At 41.5% G+C, this 20,955-nt stretch carries 17 protein-coding genes; 2 read left to right on the top strand and 15 right to left on the bottom strand.

Going from position 1 to position 20,955, the window contains the following annotated elements; translation table 11 throughout:
• Positions 1–123: 123 nt before the first annotated feature.
• From rpsU to ACIY19_RS05200, 3 genes are all read right to left on the bottom strand, one after another.
• The gene (rpsU, locus tag ACIY19_RS05210; RefSeq protein WP_000048054.1) at positions 124–300 is read right to left on the bottom strand and encodes a 30S ribosomal protein S21; all 177 of its coding nucleotides are present in this window, start codon (positions 298–300) and stop codon (positions 124–126) included.
• A 146-nt stretch (positions 301–446) separates the two neighbouring features.
• Entirely contained in the window at positions 447–752 is a 306-nt protein-coding gene (locus ACIY19_RS05205; RefSeq protein WP_409002865.1) for a hypothetical protein, read from the bottom strand.
• Between the two features lie 147 nt (positions 753–899).
• Positions 900–1,607 (bottom strand): glucosamine-6-phosphate deaminase, encoded by a 708-nt coding sequence (locus tag ACIY19_RS05200; protein WP_409002864.1) that lies wholly within the window; start codon positions 1,605–1,607, stop codon positions 900–902.
• 147 nt (positions 1,608–1,754) lie between these two features.
• Here ACIY19_RS05200 and queA point away from each other — a divergent pair, with 147 nt between their 5' ends.
• A complete protein-coding gene (queA, locus tag ACIY19_RS05195; RefSeq protein WP_009013937.1) occupies positions 1,755–2,783 on the top strand; it encodes a tRNA preQ1(34) S-adenosylmethionine ribosyltransferase-isomerase QueA in 1,029 nt (342 codons plus the stop codon).
• Positions 2,784–2,822: 39 nt separating this feature from the next.
• Here the strand turns inward: queA and ACIY19_RS05190 are convergent, their stop codons facing one another.
• From ACIY19_RS05190 to ACIY19_RS05170, 5 genes are read right to left on the bottom strand one after another with little or no spacing between them, the layout of a single operon-like run.
• Complete coding sequence (locus ACIY19_RS05190; protein ID WP_409002863.1) at positions 2,823–3,683, bottom strand: YihY/virulence factor BrkB family protein; 861 nt, start codon at positions 3,681–3,683, stop codon at positions 2,823–2,825.
• 35 nt (positions 3,684–3,718) lie between these two features.
• Complete coding sequence (locus tag ACIY19_RS05185) at positions 3,719–5,773, bottom strand: cation:proton antiporter (protein ID WP_409002862.1); 2,055 nt, start codon at positions 5,771–5,773, stop codon at positions 3,719–3,721.
• Positions 5,774–5,784: 11 nt separating this feature from the next.
• Positions 5,785–6,039 (bottom strand): hypothetical protein, encoded by a 255-nt coding sequence (locus ACIY19_RS05180; protein ID WP_000361099.1) that lies wholly within the window; start codon positions 6,037–6,039, stop codon positions 5,785–5,787.
• Positions 6,032–6,589, bottom strand: a complete 558-nt coding sequence (locus ACIY19_RS05175) for a class I SAM-dependent methyltransferase (protein ID WP_409002861.1) — start codon at positions 6,587–6,589, stop codon at positions 6,032–6,034. Before ACIY19_RS05175 ends, ACIY19_RS05180 begins: the two co-directional genes overlap by 8 nt.
• Complete coding sequence (locus tag ACIY19_RS05170; protein WP_409002860.1) at positions 6,573–7,529, bottom strand: TIGR01212 family radical SAM protein; 957 nt, start codon at positions 7,527–7,529, stop codon at positions 6,573–6,575. The genes ACIY19_RS05175 and ACIY19_RS05170 overlap by 17 nt, the downstream gene beginning before the upstream one ends.
• Positions 7,530–7,620: 91 nt before the next feature.
• On the opposite strand from ACIY19_RS05170, the gene ACIY19_RS05165 reads away from it, so the two are divergent.
• Positions 7,621–7,980, top strand: a complete 360-nt coding sequence (locus ACIY19_RS05165) for a DUF3397 domain-containing protein (protein ID WP_409002859.1) — start codon at positions 7,621–7,623, stop codon at positions 7,978–7,980.
• A gap of 80 nt (positions 7,981–8,060) precedes the next feature.
• On the opposite strand, the gene ACIY19_RS05160 is transcribed toward ACIY19_RS05165, so the two are convergent.
• The 7 genes from ACIY19_RS05160 to miaA all read right to left on the bottom strand — a co-directional run bounded on the left by ACIY19_RS05160 (position 8,061) and on the right by miaA (position 20,948).
• On the bottom strand, positions 8,061–8,801 hold the full coding sequence (locus tag ACIY19_RS05160) for a class I SAM-dependent methyltransferase (RefSeq protein ID WP_409002858.1): 741 nt from the start codon (positions 8,799–8,801) through the stop codon (positions 8,061–8,063).
• A gap of 205 nt (positions 8,802–9,006) precedes the next feature.
• A complete protein-coding gene (gene bgaA / locus ACIY19_RS05155) occupies positions 9,007–16,245 on the bottom strand; it encodes an LPXTG-anchored adhesin/beta-galactosidase BgaA (protein ID WP_409002857.1) in 7,239 nt (2,412 codons plus the stop codon).
• Positions 16,246–16,496: 251 nt separating this feature from the next.
• Positions 16,497–17,252, bottom strand: coding sequence for an SDR family NAD(P)-dependent oxidoreductase (locus tag ACIY19_RS05150; RefSeq protein ID WP_409002856.1), 756 nt, complete (start codon positions 17,250–17,252; stop codon positions 16,497–16,499).
• A gap of 20 nt (positions 17,253–17,272) precedes the next feature.
• Positions 17,273–18,202: a ribonuclease Z gene (rnz, locus tag ACIY19_RS05145; protein ID WP_409002855.1), complete on the bottom strand. Its 930-nt coding sequence runs from the start codon at positions 18,200–18,202 to the stop codon at positions 17,273–17,275.
• Between the two features lie 14 nt (positions 18,203–18,216).
• Positions 18,217–18,840, bottom strand: coding sequence for a cystathionine beta-lyase (locus tag ACIY19_RS05140; protein WP_409002854.1), 624 nt, complete (start codon positions 18,838–18,840; stop codon positions 18,217–18,219).
• The gene (gene hflX / locus ACIY19_RS05135; RefSeq protein ID WP_000573172.1) at positions 18,833–20,071 is read right to left on the bottom strand and encodes a GTPase HflX; all 1,239 of its coding nucleotides are present in this window, start codon (positions 20,069–20,071) and stop codon (positions 18,833–18,835) included. The genes ACIY19_RS05140 and hflX overlap by 8 nt, the downstream gene beginning before the upstream one ends.
• Entirely contained in the window at positions 20,064–20,948 is an 885-nt protein-coding gene (miaA, locus tag ACIY19_RS05130) for a tRNA (adenosine(37)-N6)-dimethylallyltransferase MiaA (protein WP_409002853.1), read from the bottom strand. Before miaA ends, hflX begins: the two co-directional genes overlap by 8 nt.
• Between the last annotated feature and the right edge of the window lie 7 nt (positions 20,949–20,955).

Raw genomic sequence — 20,955 nt, 5'->3', positions numbered from 1 at the left:
TCCTTCAATCGAGTTCTCCTTACTATTATATCAAATTGTAGTTGGAAGTTTCCTTTTTTTGCAGGATTTACAGTATTTATTTAAAAATAAAAAGACTAGACAAGTCTAGCCTTTCATTTCAAATTAGAATTTTTTACGTTTACGAGCTGCTTCTGATTTACGTTTACGTTTTACAGAAGGTTTTTCATAGAATTCACGTTTGCGTGTTTCTTGAAGAGTACCAGCTTTAGTAACCGCACGTTTGAAACGACGAAGTGCATCGTCAAGAGATTCATTCTTACGTACTACTGTTTTAGACATTTTTTTCACTCCCTTCAAGTTCAAGATCTATTCTATTTTACATGCAAAATGAATAAATGTCAAGAGGAAACCTACATTTAATCCTATTTCTCAGCCCATTAATGACTTTCTTGCTTATACTTTATTAAATCTAATAATTTTTACATTCAATCGTACAACTTTGTTACTGCTTGTTCAAAAGGTTCAATATACTCCCAATATTCATCAGGAAAATTCGAAATCTTACTCAAGTCATTGCTATCAAAATGGTAAACAAGGTGTCGAAGAATTTGATTTTCAATAAAATGCAAATCTCTTATCTGATCTATACTAATAGAATCAAGATTTTCTATGTAGCGACATAAATCAGCCAGCGACTGCGTATCAAATTTGTTTTCCTCATGTAAATAATAGAGAAAACTTTGGTTTTCGGCTCGTATATTGTCTTTTATCAGATCATTTTCTAATAGCATACTTTCATTCTCTTCTTGTATATCATAAAATAGTAAAATTTGAACCTAACTAGGTCTAGTTGTTCTACAAATCTATTATACCACTTCTTCTATTGACTTATGAAAGCTATAAAAATCACTCACCCAAAAGAGCAAGTGGTTGAGAATTTATTTTTCAAGTAAGCTTAGCGCCTCTGCATCTGCAATGATGGTCACGTCAGGGTGGTTTTGTAGGCTACTTGCTGGTAGATTTTCAGTTACTGGGCCTGACACTGTTCCAGCAATGGCTTCTGCTTTTGACTCACCATAAGCAAAGAGAAGGATAGACTTGGCATCCAAGATGTTTTTAATTCCCATTGAAATGGCTTGGGTTGGGACGTCTTCAATCTTGTCAAAGAAGCGAGCATTGGCTTCGATAGTAGACTGGTCAAGTTCGACTAGATGCGTTTGGCTATCAAATGGAGTTCCTGGCTCGTTAAAGCCGATATGCCCATTGCGACCAATTCCCAAGATTTGCAAATCAACTGGATGATCAGCCAAAATTTGATTGTAGCGTTCTACTTCTGCTTCAGCATTGTCCTTAACCCCACGAGGCAAGAAACTTTCTTTAAATGGTTTTTGGTTGAACAAGTTTTCTTGCATGAAGTAACGGTAAGACTGTGGATTGTCCCCATCAAGCCCTACATACTCATCGAGGTTTACACTGCTTAGATTTGAAAAATCAAGGTCACTCTCAACGATTTCCTTGTAAAATTCAAGCGGGCTACTTCCTGTTGCAAGTCCTAATGTTTGAGCACCATTGGCCAATTTTTCTCTCAAAATCTCAAAAGCTACTTTTCCACCTTCGACTTGATTCTCAACTTTTATAACTTTCATTTTATATCCTCCATATTTCTATATTCATTATATGGTATAGACCAATTTTTGTCAAGTAAAAACGATTTAATTTCTAAAAAAAGAGCGTCCAAACTTGAAACATGTTATAATGGATAAGATTAGAACTTAGAAAGAATGAACAGATATATGAATACAGCTGATTTTGATTTCCACTTGCCTGAGGAATTGATTGCCCAAACACCCCTTGAAAAACGTGATGCCTCTAAACTCCTCATCGTCAATCGTGAGACGGGAGAATTTCAGGATAAACACTTCCACTCTATTATTGATATGTTGGAACCGGGTGATGCCCTTGTCATGAACGACACCCGTGTTCTCCCAGCCCGCCTCTACGGTCAAAAGGAAGAAACAGGTGGCCACGTGGAGCTTCTCCTTCTTAAAAATACTGCTGGTGATGAGTGGGAAGTCCTAGCTAAACCTGCCAAACGCCTCAAGGTCGGTACTCGCGTCAGCTTTGGAGATGGTCGTCTCAGCGCTGTCGTTACGGAAGAATTGACCCACGGAGGCCGTATTGTCCGCTTTGAATACCAAGGAATTTTCCTAGAAGTTTTGGAAAGTCTAGGTGAAATGCCACTGCCGCCTTATATCCATGAAAAACTAGATGATCGTGAACGTTATCAAACGGTCTACGCTAAAGAAAGTGGCTCTGCTGCTGCACCGACTGCTGGCCTCCACTTCACCAAAGAACTGCTAGCAGAAATCCAAGCCAAGGGTGTCCATTTGGTTTATTTGACCCTCCATGTCGGACTCGGAACCTTTAGACCTGTCTCTGTTGACAATCTGGACGAACATGAAATGCACTCAGAGTTCTACCAACTTTCTGATGAAGCAGCAGCCACCCTTCGATCTGTCAAGGAAAATGGAGGCCGTGTCATCGCTGTTGGAACTACATCGATCCGCACACTGGAAACCATCGGCTCTAAGTTTGATGGACAAATCCAAGCAGACTCTGGCTGGACCAATATCTTTATCAAGCCTGGATATGAGTGGAAGGTCGTGGATGCATTTTCAACCAACTTCCACCTTCCAAAATCAACTCTGGTCATGCTAGTTTCAGCCTTTGCTGGTCGGGACTTAGTTCTAGATGCTTACCACCATGCCATCCAAGAACACTACCGCTTCTTTAGCTTTGGTGATGCTATGTTTATCTATTAAGAAAATCCCTATTAGGAAACCTAATAGGGATTTTTCTAATTATTCCATACTAAACTTTGGATCCTTCAAACTCTGCACACTGGCATTGATAACTGCTCCAATAATCAAAATCTTTGCGATGAGTATAAACCAGAACATCATGACCACCACGATAATGGAACTGAAAAATCGGACATCGACCAAATGGTTGACATAGTTATTGAAATAGACAGAAAAGATATTCAACAGAAAGACAAGAGTCAGCAAAACGAAGATACTACCAGGAAAAACGTAGCGAATACGAGGGACTCTAACGTTTGGAAGGAAATAGTAGAGCATGACCAAGATTGCAAAGAGCAAGGTATAAATCAAAGGGCCTGTAAAGTCCTGCAGATAATCAAAGAAAGGACTGTCTGATTGCCAGTAAGTTTTGAGGAGATTAAGCAACATACGCCCAAACATACTCAAAAATAAGGCTAAGGCAAAAAGAATTTGCAAGCCAAAGCTGACGAGTAAACTCATCAATTGATGGGAGATAATTCCTCGGCTCTTGGCCACTCCATAAGCCTTATTAAAGGCTTTTTGGAGAAAATCCATCGATTTAGAGAAGGTCCAAAGAGCAGATAAGACTGCAAAACTCAGCAAACCAGTCGATGGTTGAGTCAGGACTTCTCGGACAATCTTTGCGACCACATCATAGACTGTATCTGGTACAAATTCCTTGATGGTGAGCAAAAAATTTGAAATCGGAATTTGAAAATAGGGCAAAATATTGACCACTATCATCAGCAAGGGGAAGATTGAAATCAACCAATAGTAGGCAACCGCAACACTGGTCAGTTCACTATCGGAAGCTTGATAAAAATGTAAAAAAGCTTTCAACAAGGGCCGTTCCATCAGCTCTTTCCACCACTTTTTCATGTTGCGATCCTCCTAATACAATTTAATTTTCTAAACTAATTTCTTCTGACTAATTCCATCATATCATAGGGTAGGGTATTTGCGGCTTCTTTTAGAGAATAATTTTCAAGATTGTTGACATTTTGCCGTAATTTCTTGGCATACTTGGTCGTAATCAATTTCTTCTCTTCGTATTCAAAGATTAACTTACGTTCTAGGTAGTAACCTCTTAGCATTTCATCGATATTGTTTGGTTTGATACGAGTAATAACACGTTCGACAAAGGCCCCACTACCGATAATAGCTGTTTCACGCAAGCGAGACTCCTGCATAAAGCTGATCAGACTACTCTTGTAGATTCCTTTTAGGTTTTCCAAACTTTCGATAATCAACTCCGTATTCTCCAGATAAAGTTCGGATATTTGATCATAGTCAAGAGCTCGAAGGCGTCGTTGCTCCTTGTCATTCCAACTACGGAAAGTCTGGCCAAAGGTCAGCAATTCATGCAGGACAAAACGCAAGATACGGAGGGATACAAGGAAGTAATATGTTAGGCGGGAAGCCACCTTGCGATTGATGCTCTGTTCCATATTTTTCAAATAGCGTTGGTAAACTTGATAGCCACGCTCACCGATTTTTCCTTCCTCGTAAGCCTGCTCTAAACCATCGCTTTCGATACTCAAGATGAGGAGTTTTAAAGCCTCCCAGTCCTCTTGGGCGCTTTTATTTTCTTGACTAAGGATTAGGTTTTCAATTCGACCGTGATAATTATCAATAGCCGCATAAAGGGGTAGTTTGTTCTTATGCCCTTCCAGTTCTTTTTCTAACTCTCCTGTGACCTCATTTAAAATTGCAATGTGCATGAGGTAATCCTTGGTTTCTTCTTGCTCCTCGGAAAGGTGGGGAAGCACTAAAAGACCTGTTAGAAAGCTTAACAGCGTGACACCTGCTACAAGGAAAAGTAAGAGGGGATACTCCTGCTCTAGATTACTAGGTATGAGAAGAATGGTTGCAATAGAGACCGTTCCTTTTACACCAGAGAAGGTCAAAAGAAGCATATCCTTCATGTAATTACGAAGATTTTTCTTGAGCCGTCGAGTTCTCCAAATATAGAAGCCATAAATCATGACAAAGCGAATGGCAAAAAGTAAGAATGTCAGTAAAACAACCGATACCAATAAGAGTAAGGGGTTATAAAGGGGATTGGTCAGGATAGGTTCTGCTATCATTTCCAATTCCATTCCCAAGATGACAAAGACAGAACCATTGAGCATAAAGGTAACGGTATGCCAAACAGTATCAGTAACAGTATCTACTTGGGCTTCGAGGAGTGTAATTTTCTTGAAACGACTGGCCTTCAAAATCCCTGCAACTACAACTGCGATAATCCCTGAAACATGGATTTCTTCGGCGATAAAAAAGGTCATAAGAGGCAAACTCAGTTCAAGCAAAAGTTCACTCGCTATATCTGTCGCTCGCAGACTCAGTAAAAATGTATGTAGGAAACGATTAATCATTGCCGTCACAAAACCGACCGCAAAACCACCAAGGATAGAAAGCGCTAGGGAAGTTCCAGCCTGACTGAGGGAAAAAGCGCCTGTTGTCCATGCAGCCAGAGCCACCCTAAAGGCAACCAAGCCAGAAGCATCATTTAAAAGTCCTTCTCCTTTGAGGATATTGGATACCCGCTTTGGGAAACTAAAACGCTCAGAAAGAGAAGCAAAGGCAACTAGATCCGTCGGACCAAGCGCTGCCCCAACAGCCACGCAGGCAGCTAAGGGAAGGCTGAGCCAAAGGAAATGAGCCAAGGATCCTAAACTCAGGGTAGAGATGAAAATCACTGGAAAAATTAAGTAGACAATGATACGCCAGTGTTTTAAAACAGATGTAATATCTGCTTCTTGAGCTTCACGAAAGAGTAGGGGACCAATAACAACTGCCAAAAACAGCTCGGTATTGAGATGAAAGTCAGTATTTGGCAAAAAGAGACCAATGCCAATTCCCAAAAGGATTTGTACTAGGGGAAGGGGCAAAAAAGGCAAGAGTTTATTAGTCGTACTGGAAACAATTAAGACAAATAAAAATAGAATCAGGTAAATGAGTAATTCCACGCAATTCCTCCTTAGTCTTTTTTACAGCAAGATTCAAATATCTCCTTCTGCTCTTGGATTTTCTGATCAATCTTGGAACAGTCTTTGTGCTCAATTTTTTTCTGGCACCGTTCCATTTCAAGAGCCACTAACTTTTTCTTGATTTTGAGCATTTTCTTACTCATATGCTCTTCGTCGAGTACTCCAACCGCTCGCTCATGCTGCGTTGACTCAACAAAATTTTGGCGCATAGCCTCTAATTTCTCACGTAGGTATTGTTTATCCATGCCTATATCTTTCTAATTTCTCAATCATAACTAAAAACGGGGGATTGTTAACTTGGTTGAGAGTCCGATAAATGGCAGCTGTATACTCTTGTTGGTTCAACTGGCTAACAAAATCCAACACAGCATCCCTCTCGGTGTCTCCTCCCTCATGACCATAATAAATCATAATGGCAATCCTTCCACCCTTGACAAGCAAATGACAGAGCTTTTCAAGTGCTTCCATGGTAGTCTGAGGTTTGGTGATGACGGATTTGTCAGCAGAAGGCAAATAACCCAGATTAAAAATCCCTGCCTTAGCTTCTGTCACAAACTGGTCTAGTGTCTCATGACCTTTCAAGATTAACTGGGCATTTTTCATTCCAGCCTGATCCAAACGCTCTTGCGTCTTCTCCAAAGCCTGCTCCTGAATATCAAAGGCATAGACTTGCTTGGCTAACTTGGCTAGAAAAAGGGTATCATGGCCATTGCCCATGGTCGCATCCACTACAATATCCTCTTTTGTCACAACTTCAGCCAAAAAATCATGCGCCATCTCAAGTGGTCTTTTCATTTTTAAACTCCTGTTTTACAGCCTTGCATCCTTGCACACTTCCACGACGGCGCATCTCAGTTTCAATAGCATTTAGCACTTCCCATTTATTGAGGCTCCATATGGGACCAATCAGCATATCTCTAGGCGCATCTCCCGTGATTCGATGGATGACGATATGCTTGGGAATAATTTCCAACTGGTCACAGATGACCTTGACATACTCGTCCTGACTCATCAGTTGCAAGCGTCCTTCGTGGTAATCCCGCTGCATCCGCGTATTAGTCATGAGGTGAAGCAAGTGCAGTTTAATTCCTTGAATATCATTGTCCGTAACACAGCGACGGACATTTTCAATCATCATCTCATGAGTCTCACCGGGCAAACCATTGATCAAATGGGAAACAATCTCAATCTTGGGATATTTCCTCAAGCGTTTTACTGTTTCAACATACAATTCATAAGAATGAGCACGGTTAATCAGGTCAGAGGTTGCTTCAAAAGTTGTCTGTAAGCCCAATTCTACCGTCACATGCATGCGTTCCGATAACTCAGCCAAATATTCGATGGTTTCGTCTGGCAGGCAGTCTGGCCGCGTTCCGATATTGATCCCTACTACACCTGGCTCGTTGATAGCCTGCTCATATCGCTCCCGAATCACTTCCACCTTTTCATGGGTGTTGGTAAAGTTTTGAAAATAAACCAGATACTTTTTAACATCTGGCCACTTGCGATGCATAAAGTCGATTTCCTTATAAAATTGCTCACGGATAGGGGCATCTGGTGCTACAATGGCATCTCCAGAACCCGAAACCGTACAAAAGGTACAGCCCCCATGAGCCACAGTTCCATCCCGATTTGGACAGTCAAATCCCGCATCAATAGGAACTTTGAAAGTCTTTTCTCCAAAAAGTTTTCGATAATAATCATTCAAGGTATTATAAGATTTCATAACTTTCATTATAACAAAAAACACCTACAATCTCAAAAGCCTGCCTTTGCCATAAAATCCTCTGTTTCTCGTTTCCTTTAGTAATTTTTTATGATACAATATGAGTATGATTTTAATGAAAATAGCATCTATTTTATTATTGATATTAACCTTGGTGGTTTGCTTTATTGTCGCCAAGCTTTTCGGACTTAGGAAAATAGGATTTAATTTCGCGGATCTAGCTTTTCCACTTTTGGTATTTGAGTACTATCTGATTACTGCCAAAGCCTTTACCCACAACTTTCTACCGCGACTTGGTGTTGCCCTTTCACTCCTAGCAATCCTCCTTGTAGTCTTTTTCCTTGTCAAAAAACGAAGTTTTTATTACCCTAAATTCATCAAATTCTTCTGGAGAGCAGGTTTTCTCCTTACCCTGATTATCTACATAGCTATGATTGTCGAATTGATGATGCTCCCATAAAAACATTCCCTCAGACAGCTGTCCGAGGGAATATTTTTATCTTCATACCTTGTTTTCTATGCACTACCAAGATACTTTTCTTATTTCCTAAATGTTAAGGCGTAGAATTTGCCATCCCATAGAAGTTTTAATTCCTTTTCCTTAACTTCGCTTGGAACAGCATTCTCAATTTCACTCAAATCAACAGTAGCATCTTTGAAATAATCCTTACTAAAATGATTTTTCTTATATTGTTGATCCACATAGTCAGCCGTCTCATCTGCAATTAAAATCTTAGTCCCTGGCTTCGCCACTCGTAGCATTTCCTGCATAGCTTTAGCCTTATCATTGAAAAAATTGATTCCGCCAATATGGTAGACAATGTCAAAACTATTATCCGCAAAGGGGAGATCCTCCGCGCAAGCATGGAAAAGTTGCAGATTGGTCTTTTTAGCGCAAGATTTCTGGCATTTTTTAAGCATACTGATAGAAATATCCACCCCTACAAAGTCTAAACTTTTCAGGTCAATTGTCTCAGGAATATAACGGAGGTCTTGACCAGTACCGATAGAGACGTAAAGAACAGATAAATTATCTTTCCATTCTATTTCCTCCATCAGATCCTTTCTCAACTTGTCAATTGCCTTGCCGTGGAGAAGCGGCCCTATCCATTTCTCACTCATATCATACCAGCGAGCCAAACGGTTATACATGGTCATGTATTTAGCATTATCTCCAGATAGATATTCTGGATTAAGAGACAGATAGATATCGCCATCTTTTTGAAAATTTTCTACCTCCAAACCTGACTTCAATTTATCTTGTAATCTTGTTTCAATCATATGCAACATCTCCTTTTTTATTTGTCACCTATTATAGAGGATTTCGTCGCAAAAACAATAGCATTTCAGTAAGTGGCAACTATCCACTTGTATCCGGTAGTAGAAACAGGGTCAGTTACAAAAAAACAAGTGCCAATTTCTATTGACACTTGTTTCTACTTTTAAAACGTGTTACAAATTTAGTAAAAGATACCGTTTAAAAAACTTAATCTTCTTTTTTGCCTTTAGTGGCGACTAATCCTGCCCCAAAACCTAGAAGAGCTAAACCTGCTGCTACTGCTGCTTGGCTTGCTGCACTTCCTGTATTTGGCAACTGCTCTTTTTGAGCTTGATTAGCTTTACTTGAAGCAATTTCTTTTGTATCTGCTTTTTCTGTTACTTGTGGTTTTGTTGCTTCTTGAGGTACTGGTTTGGTCATTTCACCAGCTGTACCGACTTCGACGATGCGATCCTGAGCCATAACTTTATCATAGCTTTCTTTTTCAGTTCGCTTACCATTTTCAACTTCGATTAAATGAACACGAATACCTTGTCTTCCTTCTTGAAGGATGCGAGTTTGACCCGCTGGAAGCTTATCATTCTTTTGTTCCTGAACTTTGAAATCTATGATTTCTTCTTCTGAGATAAGCTCTGGAAGATTAAGAACGAGATTTTTCACTTCGTCTTCCGGAAGAGAAGTTCCTGGTTTTGTTCCAACTTCTACTATACGATCTTGAACAGCGACTTTATCGTAAGTTTCTTTAAGCTGACGTTTTCCATTTTCCACTTCAATCAAGTGAAGACGGATACCTTTTTGACCTTCTTGGACAACACGAGTTTCTCCTAGGTAGAACTTATCAGTCTTACGCTCCTGAACCTTGAAGTCAATGGTTTCTTCTTCAACTACAAGTTCTGGTCTGTTAAGGACTAGGTTCTTCACTTCGTCTTCTGGAAGAGCGGTTCCTGGTTTTGTTCCGACCAAGACGATGCGGTCTTTCGGAGCCTCTACCACTTCGCGAAGTTTTTCTTCCTTAGTGCCGTCAGGATTCATCGATGTGAAGATACGTTCCTTACCAACTACTCCTTCTTGTTCTACTCGAGTTTCTCCTAGATACAGCGTTGAATCCTTTTTCTCAACTGTCTTGTAGGCCAAATCGTTTTCAACAAATTCGAGTTTTGGAAGTTCTTCTTGTACAGCAGCAACTGTCTTCTCAGAAACTGGTTTTTCCTTGGTCAACTGGATACGGTATTCCTTGACTTGTTTTCCACTTTCTGAAACAAGACGAACAAGTACTGGAAGGCTATCGTCTCCGCTATCTACAACCGTTGAAGCCACTTGGTCTGTTTCCTCAACTGAAACTTTTGGACGTTGTCCGCTATAAGTTACTTGATAGTCTTGACGGTTTTCAGCGAAATCAGGAAGTTCTTTTCCATCTACAAGAATCTTCGATTGAGTGCTTTCTTGAGGCAATTCGCTTGGAGCAAGGAAGGTCATCTCAATTATCGCAACACCCTTCTTATCCGCTTTGCGCTCCATACGCCATCTCATGGCTTTGGCTTTGACAGCTTTAAAGGTAACGTTAATTTCATCACCGGCTTCAATGTCTTTATCCGCACGATAAGGAACAGCTTCCCAATTTTCTGGATTGTTGAATGGATGGTCTGCGTCGTAGGCTTGGTAGTTTGAATAGTAGGTTGGCACTTCAAACTCTGGACCGACATAGCGTTCTAAAACGAGTTTAGATGGTGCATCCGTACCACTATCTGCAAAGAAGTGAAGTTTAGCTTGAGCAACAGTCCGTTCTACAATCTTACCATTTTCACGGAAGATCACTCCCGCTGATACTTCTGGATTAGAAGATGGTGTTGGAGACCAGTTTGTCCAACGACGATTTTCAGAATGATCTCTATCATTGATATAGTCAACACGGTCATGAGAACTGTCGTCAATATCATTAGTTGCTGAGGCAAAGGCTTGGTTACTATTTTCATCATAGTTAGGGTTTTCTGAGAGGGCCTCACCAAGTTTGTCTGTCACTCGTACAGAGAATTCCGCAACGAGGTCACTACCAAGGACACGACCTCGAACAGTAAATTGACCTGCTTTTGTCAGATTTTCTGCTGGAACTTCTTCCCATTCAACTGCCAAGTCTTTTGTTTCATAGCCATCTTTACCTGTGAAGTAAACCGGAACCTTAGTTGGAAATTCAAGTGGTTGACCTACTTGTACCAAACGTGCTTGTTTAACCGCAGCAAGAGGTTTACGAGAAAGTAAGTCCTTGTCCTTAGTGAAATGTAGACGGTATTCTCCTAAGATGTCACCATTTTCAGCTTTCGCGATGACACGAACTGGCTCACCTTCACGAACGCTTGGAACAACCGTCGCAAGACCATTGTTGCTAACACTTGCTGTTACTGCAGGAACTTTTCCATCTACAGACTCAAGATAGTAGTCTGTCAAATCAGGGTTGAAGTTTGCTAAGTCTTTACCGTCAACTTGGATTCTCGTTTGTCCTTGTTTGGCTGCCGCAACTTGTTTCGCAAAGATTTGTACCTCTGTGATAGATGTTCCTTTCTTGCTATCAAGTCGAACCATACGAATGCGAACCGCATAGGTCTCAACTTTATCAAAACTGAAATGATTCATTTCTCCAGCTTTTAATTGAGCTGGTGCTTTGAGATTGCTTACCTCTTTCCAGTTTGCAGGATCATTAAAGGCATGGTTTTCCTCACCTACAAAGCTAGGGTTTTTAGGGGCTGTTGGAACGGTCTTACCGACATAATATTCAATCACATAAGACTTCGGTACACCAACTCCGTGGTCTTCGTGGAATCCGACACTTAGATTATCAACTGAACGTTTGCTCAAAATACCTGAGTCTCCGAATAGGACACCAACTGAAGCTTCTGGATTAGTACGGTTCCAGTTTGTCCAACGGTTAGCTGGGCGGTCATTAAAGGAAATCAATTTATCGTTGACGTTTGAAACAGGATCAGTTGGATTTGAGTCTGAAGCAAAGGCAAGTGGCAATTCTGAACCGGTCCATTGGTCAGAAATATTTGCTCCCTTCTCAGTTTGAGCAGATACGCGAACATGAAGTTTAGTTGTTAATTGCGTACCTTCTAGGCGACCATTGACTGTAAAGACACCTTCCTTGGCGTATTGGTCTGGACGAATCGTATCCCATGTAACCTTAGCTGATGAAACGTGACCATTTGAATCGTAAGTACGAACACTTTCTGGTAATTGTGGCGCTTCTGCGATTGGTGTTGTCACACTGACTTCTTCAACTGAAACGATACCTTCTACAGAGACTTTAGCACGCGCTTCAAGGTCAATTCCTTCAACTTTACCTAGTACTTCAAATGTTTGATAGGAGTCTAGTTTTTCTTTCGGAATAGCTTGCCAAATGACTTTATGAGTTTTAGGGAAACCTTTGTCATACTCAACAGTTACTGTTGTTGGAAGAGTAGGTTCTTGATGCAAGTCTGTCACTACATTTACTGGACGGATAGATTGCGCAACCTTCGTCTCAGTATTGGCTTGGATAGTGAGTTCAACTTGGCCTTTAGCTCCCTCATATTCCGCTTTCAGAGTGACTGCTCCTGGCTTATGCAATTCAAGCATTCCCTTACGAACTGCGACTTCCCCTTCACCACTTGTAGAGAAGGTTACTTTATCAGCTGGTAAAACTGCTTGGGTTCCGTCTTGATAGTGAGCGAGTACAGACAATTTCACTGTTTGATCTTCTTTAAGACCGTCAGCTTTCTCTACTTGTAAGCTCAAATGGTCAATTTTTGGTGCTTCTTCAAGGAATTGAATTGCATAGGTTTGAAGAGGACCACCATCTTTTGGTTGAACATAGATACTTGCACGCATGCCGTTTGCTGCACTTGCTTGGACTACAGTAACATCCGCATTTTCAGCACTTGCTACAACTTCTGGCAAGGATGCACCGTAAGCAAGAGTTCGATATTGCATTGGATTTTGAGTAGTAAGACCAGTGACAGATTCGCCACCTATAGTTACATTTGGCACTACAGGTGCTGCAACATCACCGTCTCCCACTACAAGGGTAGCGTGAATAGTCTCACCACCTAGTTGGCCAGTCATTGGAATACGTGATCCTGCAACTGACAGTTTAGCTTTATCTGCTTCCGCAATCTCCCACTTATCAACTTCGTATTCTTGAACGCTTCCATCCGTAACAGCAATAGAAACGTATTTGTCAACAGCGCTCAAGTCTGTTCCTGGAGCAACACGCTTAACAGTTGGAAGCTCATTTGCGATTGCTAGAATTTCGACACGAGCCTCAACTTCGCGTCCATCTGCCATACCTTTAACAGTCACAACTCCTGCTTGGCTCACATCAACTGAAGACCAAGTTACTGGACGTTTTTCACGACTGCCATCACTGTAGATAAAACCGACTGTCTTCGGCATTTTTGGCTCTTTCTCAATAACAGTACGTACTTTTGGTACTTCTGTCCCGAGAACAGTCTTTTCTTGGTCTTCTTTTTTACCAGTAAAGACCGTTACTTGACTAGATTTCAAGAGATCTGAATGGGCAGTAAGGGTGAATTTACCTGCTTGCTCAGTTGATTTAACAATGGCAACCCCTTTACCGTTAAAGGCTCTGCGGATCCAAGAACCATCTGGTTGTGCCTTATAACGTTCACGGCTGGCTTGTTCCCCATTATCTACACCGACAAGTTGACCTTGACCATGCAATTGGAAGCGAACCAGATTATTAGCAGTTGGGACTACATTCCCTTGGCTGTCAACAATTTCGTAGTAGATGTAGGTCAAGTCTTTTCCATCTGCTGCGATTGCGTGTTCTTCCTTGACGAGACGAACACCTGCTGGTTGGCCTGCAGTAGTGATCTTATCACGTGCAATTTCTTTACCAGCTTCATCACGAGCTACTGCTTCTAAAGTACCTGGTTGGTAAGCAACCTTCCACTCAAGGTAGAGTTCCTTGGCATTGGCACCCTCTTGGTAAGTTCGTCCATCGCTAGTTTGTTTTTTGTTGAAAGTCTTAACTCCAAGAGATTGACCGTTCAAGAACAATTCAACACTTGCAGCGTTAGAATAAGCACGAACTGGAATCTTTCCTTGTGCATCTTCTACTTTAGAGGCCAAGTCTCTATTCTCCCAGTTCCAGTGAGGAAGGAGGTGAACCATTTGTTTCTTCTTGACAGAAACCCATTGGCTTTGGTAGAGGTAGAAGTCATGTTTTGGAATACCCGCTGTATCTACAATACCAAAGTAAGAACTCTTAACTGGTGTATGGTTTTGGTTGTGCCATGGTGTAGGCTCCCCAATATAGTCTGTACCGGTCCAGATAAATTGTCCTGCGTAACCAGCATTGTCACGGTCAAAAGTCCATGAAGCGGTTGCAGTTTTACCCCAACCAACACGGTCATTTCCATAATCGGACTGTTCGTAATTACGCTCAGGTCCGTTACTATGTTTCAATTCCTGTTCAGGGCGATAGTAACTTCCACGTGTACGCGTAGCTGAAGATGTCTCAGAACCGTAAATCAACCAGTTAGGATGTTTTGCACGAAGAGCTTTGTAGTTGTCTTCAGAATAGTTGAATCCAACCGCATCCAGTTCATCAGCAATTTTCTCATGTCCACCACTACCATTACCGAAACGGAACTTATCTGCTCCCATGGTAACGTAACGAGTCTTATCAACATCCTTGATAACTTTGACCAGACGTTTTACAGTTGCTAGAGAGTGGGCATCCCCATTAGCTTCACCGATTTCATTACCAATTGACCACATGAAGATAGCAGGGTTGTTTTTGCCTCTTTCGACCATGGTACGAAGATCGTAGTCAGACCATTTTTCACCTTTTCGAGCTTCTGGGTGAGTGGCATCTTTTTCAAAGAAACGTCCGTAGTCATAAGGTTTCTTACCACCATACCACGTATCAAAAGCCTCTTCCTGAACCAGCAAACCAAGTTCTGCTGCGATTTGCAAGGTCTGTGGACTTGCAGGGTTATGAGTTGTTCGGATGGCGTTAACACCCATCTCCTTCATTTGTTTGAGACGACGGTATTCTGCTTTATAATTTTCTTCTGCTCCAAGCGCTCCGTGGTCATGGTGCAAAGAAACACCATGGAATTTAATGCGTTCACCATTCAAAGAGAAGCCTTCATTTGGCGTCCAGTGATAGTAACGGTAACCAAACAAATCTTTCTTAGCATCTACCAACTGACCATCACGGTATACACGCGTAATCAATTCGTACAAGGCAGGTTTGTCATTTAAAACTGTCCAGAGTTTTGGTTGTTCGACTTCCAAAATAGCATCAAGACTTGTAGATTCATGCGCTTTCAAGGTACGACTCGCTGTACGAACCAATCCAGTAACAGCCTGCCCACCTCGTTCAACGATTTGATACTCTGCTACAAGTTCATGGTCTTTATCGTCTGTATTGACAATTTTGCTGGTTACATGAGTCTCAACCTTGCCATGTTGCTGTTGTTCTAGTTTTGGTGTTAAGATGGTTGTCCCATTTTTCTCAACATGAACCTTATCTGTCACTTGCAAGGTCACATCACGGTAGATACCACTACCTGAGTACCAACGGCTACTTGGTTGTTTGTTGACAGCATGGACAGCAATCACATTCTCACGACCATCTTTGTGGAGGTATTTGGTAATATCATATGAGAACTGGTTATAACCATTTGGATAATGTCCCACTAACTGGCCATTGACATAGACTTGAGAGTCCATGTAGACACCATCAAATGTCACACGAACATTCTTCTTGAGATCTTTTTCATCAAGTTTAAAGGTCTTGCGATACCAAGCTTCACCACCATTTAGCTGTCCACCTTCGTTTTGAGCAGGTGATTGATGGTCAAAATCGTTAAAGATACTCCAGTCGTGTGGTAAATCCAATTTTTGCCATGTTGATACATCTGCATCTGGTTTCACAGCTTCTTTAGAGTTCGCATTGATTTTGAAGTGCCAATTTTGATTAAAATTCACTTTTCTATCTTCAATCATTTGATTCACTTCTTCATTTGTCGCAGCTTTCAACTCTTCCTTGACAGGCTTTTCTTGACTTGAAGCTTGAGATTCTACCTTTGGAGCTGTTTCTTCAGGCTTTAGAGATGCTTTCTCCTCTTTTTGAGCTACAGGTTCCTCTTCTTTCTTCTCGGCTTTGCTTGCTTCAATTGGAGCAGCTTGACTTTGGTCGGCACTTGCAGCATCCTTGTGCTCTTCTACAGCTTGATTTTCTTTTTCCTCCACTGCCGGACTTTCCTCTTTTGCTTGTTCAACAGTGTGAGTAATTGGAGTTTCATCCGCGAAAACTGGTGATTCTCCAATGACACTTCCTCCAAATAGAACCGCACAGGTTCCAATCATGACAGAGCAAGCTCCTACGGCAAACTTACGAATGCTGTAGACTCTTTTACGATTCCAATGGCCTTTTTCCATAAAATCCTCCTTTAGTAACCGCTTCCATTTCTTTTGTAAGCGTATTACTTTTTCATAGCCTTTTATCCTTATTTTATAAAATAATATAGGAAATTTCAATACCCTAAACACAAAAAATCATATTTTTGATTGTTTTTTCTAAAATTTGTAGAAGATTCAAAAAATGTGAATGTAGATTTAGAACAAGAACAAACAAATGTTTGACACTCAGTTCAATATTATAAAAAAGTTCCTTTTGTAAGGAACTTCTTTTACTTATAATTAAAGATTCCCCCTGCCAACTTATCTGCTAACTTAGGAAAGAGGGTATAAAATTTATGAGCTAAATTTAGCAAGGCTGGGAGATTGAGCTCGCGTTTGTTTTTTCCTATGGTTTTGACAATCTTTCTAGCGACTGCATCTGGTTCTAAGAGAAAGCGGTCAACCGACTTGAGGTAGGTCCCATCTGGGTCTGCCTGGTCAAAAAAGGCAGTACGAATCGGTCCTGGATTGACCGTCGTTAGATAGACACCATAGGGCATCAGTTCGAGACGCAGAGCGTTTGAAAATCCAATAGCCGCAAACTTGGTTGCTGAGTAAAGACTAGACTTGCTAGTCGCTATCAAACCTGCCATGCTGACGATATTGATGATATGACCTTTTCGAATCTCCTTCATACGAGAAGCAACCAAACGAGACAAATTCATGAGAGCAAAGGTATTAACCTCAAACATTTGATGAATGTCTTGATCAGAAATCTTGTCAAAATCTTCAAAAATTCCGTAACCAGCGTTGTTAATTAAAACATCAATCTTGCCATAACGGAGATAGAGGTCAGCTACCAGAGATTCTAGGGCTGAGTCATCAGTAATGTCGATTTCAATTAATTCCACATGGGCATGATTTCCATAGAGTTGAGCTAGTTTTTCCTTGTTTCTACCTAGTAAGATGAGTTGGTCATTTGGCAAGAGTTTGACCATTTCTTGGGCTAAGCCACCGCTAGCTCCGGTAATGAGAATTGTTCGCATACTTATCCTTTTTCGATCTTTTAGATTTCCACTTCTTCCAAGTCTTTAACCACATGGACATTCTCAAAAACAGTTGCAGCATCTTTCTTAAGTTGACTAATATCTTTTGAGAGGAAGCGGGCACTGATATGGTTGAGCAAGAGGCGTTTGACTCCTGCTTCTGCCGCTACTTGTGCAGCCTGCATATTGGTTGAGTGACCGTGATTACGGGCAATTTTTTCATCACCCTTGCCATAAGTGGACTCATGGACCAGGACATCGGCATTAACAGCCAGACGCACACTAGCATTGGTTTTGCGGGTGTCACCAAGTATGGTGATAATCTTACCAGGACGGGGAGCTGAGATATAGTCTGCCGCCTTGATTTCAGTCCCATCATCCAAAACAACATCCTGACCGTTTTTGATTTTTCCAAAAAGCGGGCCAAATGGAACACCAGCAGCCTTAAGTTTTTCAGCATCCAAGGTTCCATCTAGGTCCTTTTGCATGACACGATAACCAACACAGAAAATAGTGTGGTCCAGCTCCTCTGCATACACAGTGAATTTATCGGTTTCAAGGATTTTCCCTAGAGAATTTTGGTCAAACTCATGGAAATGAATGCGGTAAGGCAGACGAGAACCTGACACACGAAGACTGGTTAAAACAAAAGATTTAATGCCTTGCGGTCCATAGATTTCCAAATCTGTCTGCTCTTCATTAGCCTGAAAGGCACGGCTAGAGAGAAAGCCTGGCAAACCAAAGATATGGTCTCCATGCAAGTGAGTAATAAAGATTTTGCTGATCTTTCGTGGTCGAATTGTAGTTTCCAGAATGCGATTTTGCGTTCCTTCTCCGCAGTCAAAGAGCCAAACTTCGTTAATCTCGTCCAAGAGTTTCAGGGCGAGACTTGAAACATTGCGGGCTTTAGAGGGCTGACCTGCCCCCGTTCCTAAAAATTGAATATCCATTCGATGCTTTCTAATTAATCAATATATAACATAGCAGTGCGGTTTTCCGAGCGATAATAAAGCTTGCCAGAAAAAGCTCTAGCTTCTTGTAGTAAATCCTCTTGGCTGTAGCCCTTTAGACGCTTACGACCATCTGCTAAGGTTTCCAGGTCTGTCAAAACTGTAAGACTTTCTACATTAACAACTTCCTCATCTCCTAAAGCCTTCATGTAAATCTTACCAGACTCCACAAAAACTAGCTGATGGGGAAAAATTTGCGCTATCTCAAAGAGTAATTCATCCGTAATTGCTTCCTCAGTCTCTGAGAAAATGCGACCTAGTCCTTCTTTCTCGTAGCAAAATCCAAAGGATTTACCAGATAGATTGAGGCGAATAAAGGGCTTGCTTTCTTCCGTGAAACTTGGTTCAACATTGTAAAGATTTAGTTCTTTACTGACTTCCGCAAAATAATCGGTCGCAGCCTCTGGGCTCTTTTTCTGGTACAGCTCGGCAAAGTAGGCATTCACTACGCTGGGTGGAGGTGTAATGAGAACTAGTTGCTCCTCTTCAGACCTACCAGCTAAAAGCTGGTCCAGATAGACCTTGTCTAAACTTGTATAGCCACCATACTTGAGAGCTAATGATTTGATATCAGTCATAAAATTCTTCTAATCTCCATTTATTTTTCTCGGAAATGTAGCCTCTGATGACTTCTCCATCATCTTGGTAGTCACGTTCTTCAAGAATCGCAACACTTTCCAAATCATGAATCTTGTAAGATTTAGAAAAAGGCAGGCGCAGGGTAAATGATTCAAAAATTTCCTTGATTTTATCTAGCAGTAAAGCCTGCAACTGTTCTCGACTATCTTTAGACTTTGCTGAAATCAGAGCATATGGCGTTTGAGTAGGCATAAAGTCCTCCACCAAATCCGCTTTATTATAAAGAGTCAGGCGAGGAATATCCTCCATGTCTAAGTCTTTCACAATAGACAGAACCGTTTTTTCATGCTCTTCGTGGTAAGGATTGCTAGCATCAATGACATGAACCAGAAGGTCCACATGCTTGCTTTCTTCCAAGGTTGACTTGAAACTGGACACCAATTCTGTTGGCAAATCTTGGATAAACCCAACAGTATCTGTCAAGGTTACCTGAAGATTGCCTCCCAGATGGATGCTTTTAGTCGTCGCATCCAAAGTCGCAAACAACTCATCTGCCTCATACTGGGTCTTACTGGTCAGAGTATTCATAATGGTCGATTTCCCAGCATTGGTATAACCAATCAAGCCAATCTTAAAGATGCTTGACTCCAAGCGTTTTTCTCGAACTGTCGCCCGGTTTTTCTCAACCACTTTGAGTTGGCGTTCGATATCTGTGATTTGGTTGCGAACACTACGACGATTCAGTTCCAGCTGGCTTTCACCTGGACCACGGGAACCAATTCCCCCTGCCTGACGGCTAAGCATAATCCCTTGACCGACTAGACGAGGTAGGAGGTATTTAAGCTGAGCCAAATGAACTTGGAGTTTTCCTTCATGGCTTCGAGCTCTCATGGCAAAGATATCCAAAATCAACTGCATACGGTCAATAACTTTAACACCCAACACTTCCTCTAAGTTGACATTTTGACGAGGTGTCAGACGGTTGTTGACGATGACAGTCGTAATTTCTTCTGCATCCACCATTTGAGCAATTTCTTCCAACTTACCAGATCCAACAAAAGTCTTGGAATCATATTTTTCACGTTTTTGTCTGTAACTATCTACTACGACTGCTCCAGCAGTCTTAGCCAGACTGGCCAACTCTTCCATGGAGAGGTCAAAATTATCCATGCCCTGCAGCTCAACACCAATCAGCAGGACTCGTTCCTCTTTTTTCTCCGTTTCAATCATTTAAAAACTCCTCAATCTGACTTAAAATGCGGTCCTTCACGCCAGACTCTCCGATCTGATAAAAGGTCACCTGCATGCGATTACGGAACCAGGTCAACTGACGCTTAGCAAAACGGCGGGTCGCCTGTTTGAGACTATCGCTGGCTTCCTCAAGAGTTTGCTCCCCACGGAAATAAGGAAAGAGTTCCTTGTAGCCAATGCCTTTGGCTGCCTGCACATCTGGATAATGGTCAAAGAGCCACTTAGCCTCATCCAAAAGTCCAGCCTCAAACATCAGATCCACTCGGTGGTTGATACGTTCATAAAGCTGACTTCGCTCATCATCCAAGCAGATAATCAGTGGTTCATAAGGACTTTCTTGATTTTCCAAATCCTGACCAAAATGGGCGATTTCCAAGGCACGCATGGCACGACGACGGTTAAACTGAGGAATTTCAAGACCTGCTTGCTCCACATGATGGGCTAATTCCTCATCTGAATAAGGCTCCAAACTAGCCCGATAAGCTACAATCTCCTCATGAGGTGTTTCCCCACCTAGATGGTAGCCTTCCAAGAAGCTCTGAATATAAAGCCCTGTTCCTCCAGCGATAATAGCTAGTTTTCCTCGACTTTGAATGTCTTCTATAGCCTTTTTAGCTTCTGAAACAAAATCAAAAGCCGAGTAAGACTCGGTCACCTCTCTGACATCAATCAAATGATGAGGAGCAGCAGCTTGCTCCTCTGGACTGGCCTTGGCTGTCCCAATATCTAGCCTTCTGTATACTTGCTGACTGTCACCACTGACTACCTCTCCACCAAAGCGCTTGCCCACTTCAATAGCAAGGGCAGTTTTCCCAACAGCAGTCGGTCCAACAATCACAATTATTTTTGTTTTCATCTTTTTT

This window comes from Streptococcus sp. ST14 (assembly GCF_046098195.1).
Classification (GTDB): domain Bacteria; phylum Bacillota; class Bacilli; order Lactobacillales; family Streptococcaceae; genus Streptococcus.
The sequence above is the reverse complement of the archived record's forward strand: the minus strand, read 5'-3'. Positions and strand labels throughout refer to the sequence as shown.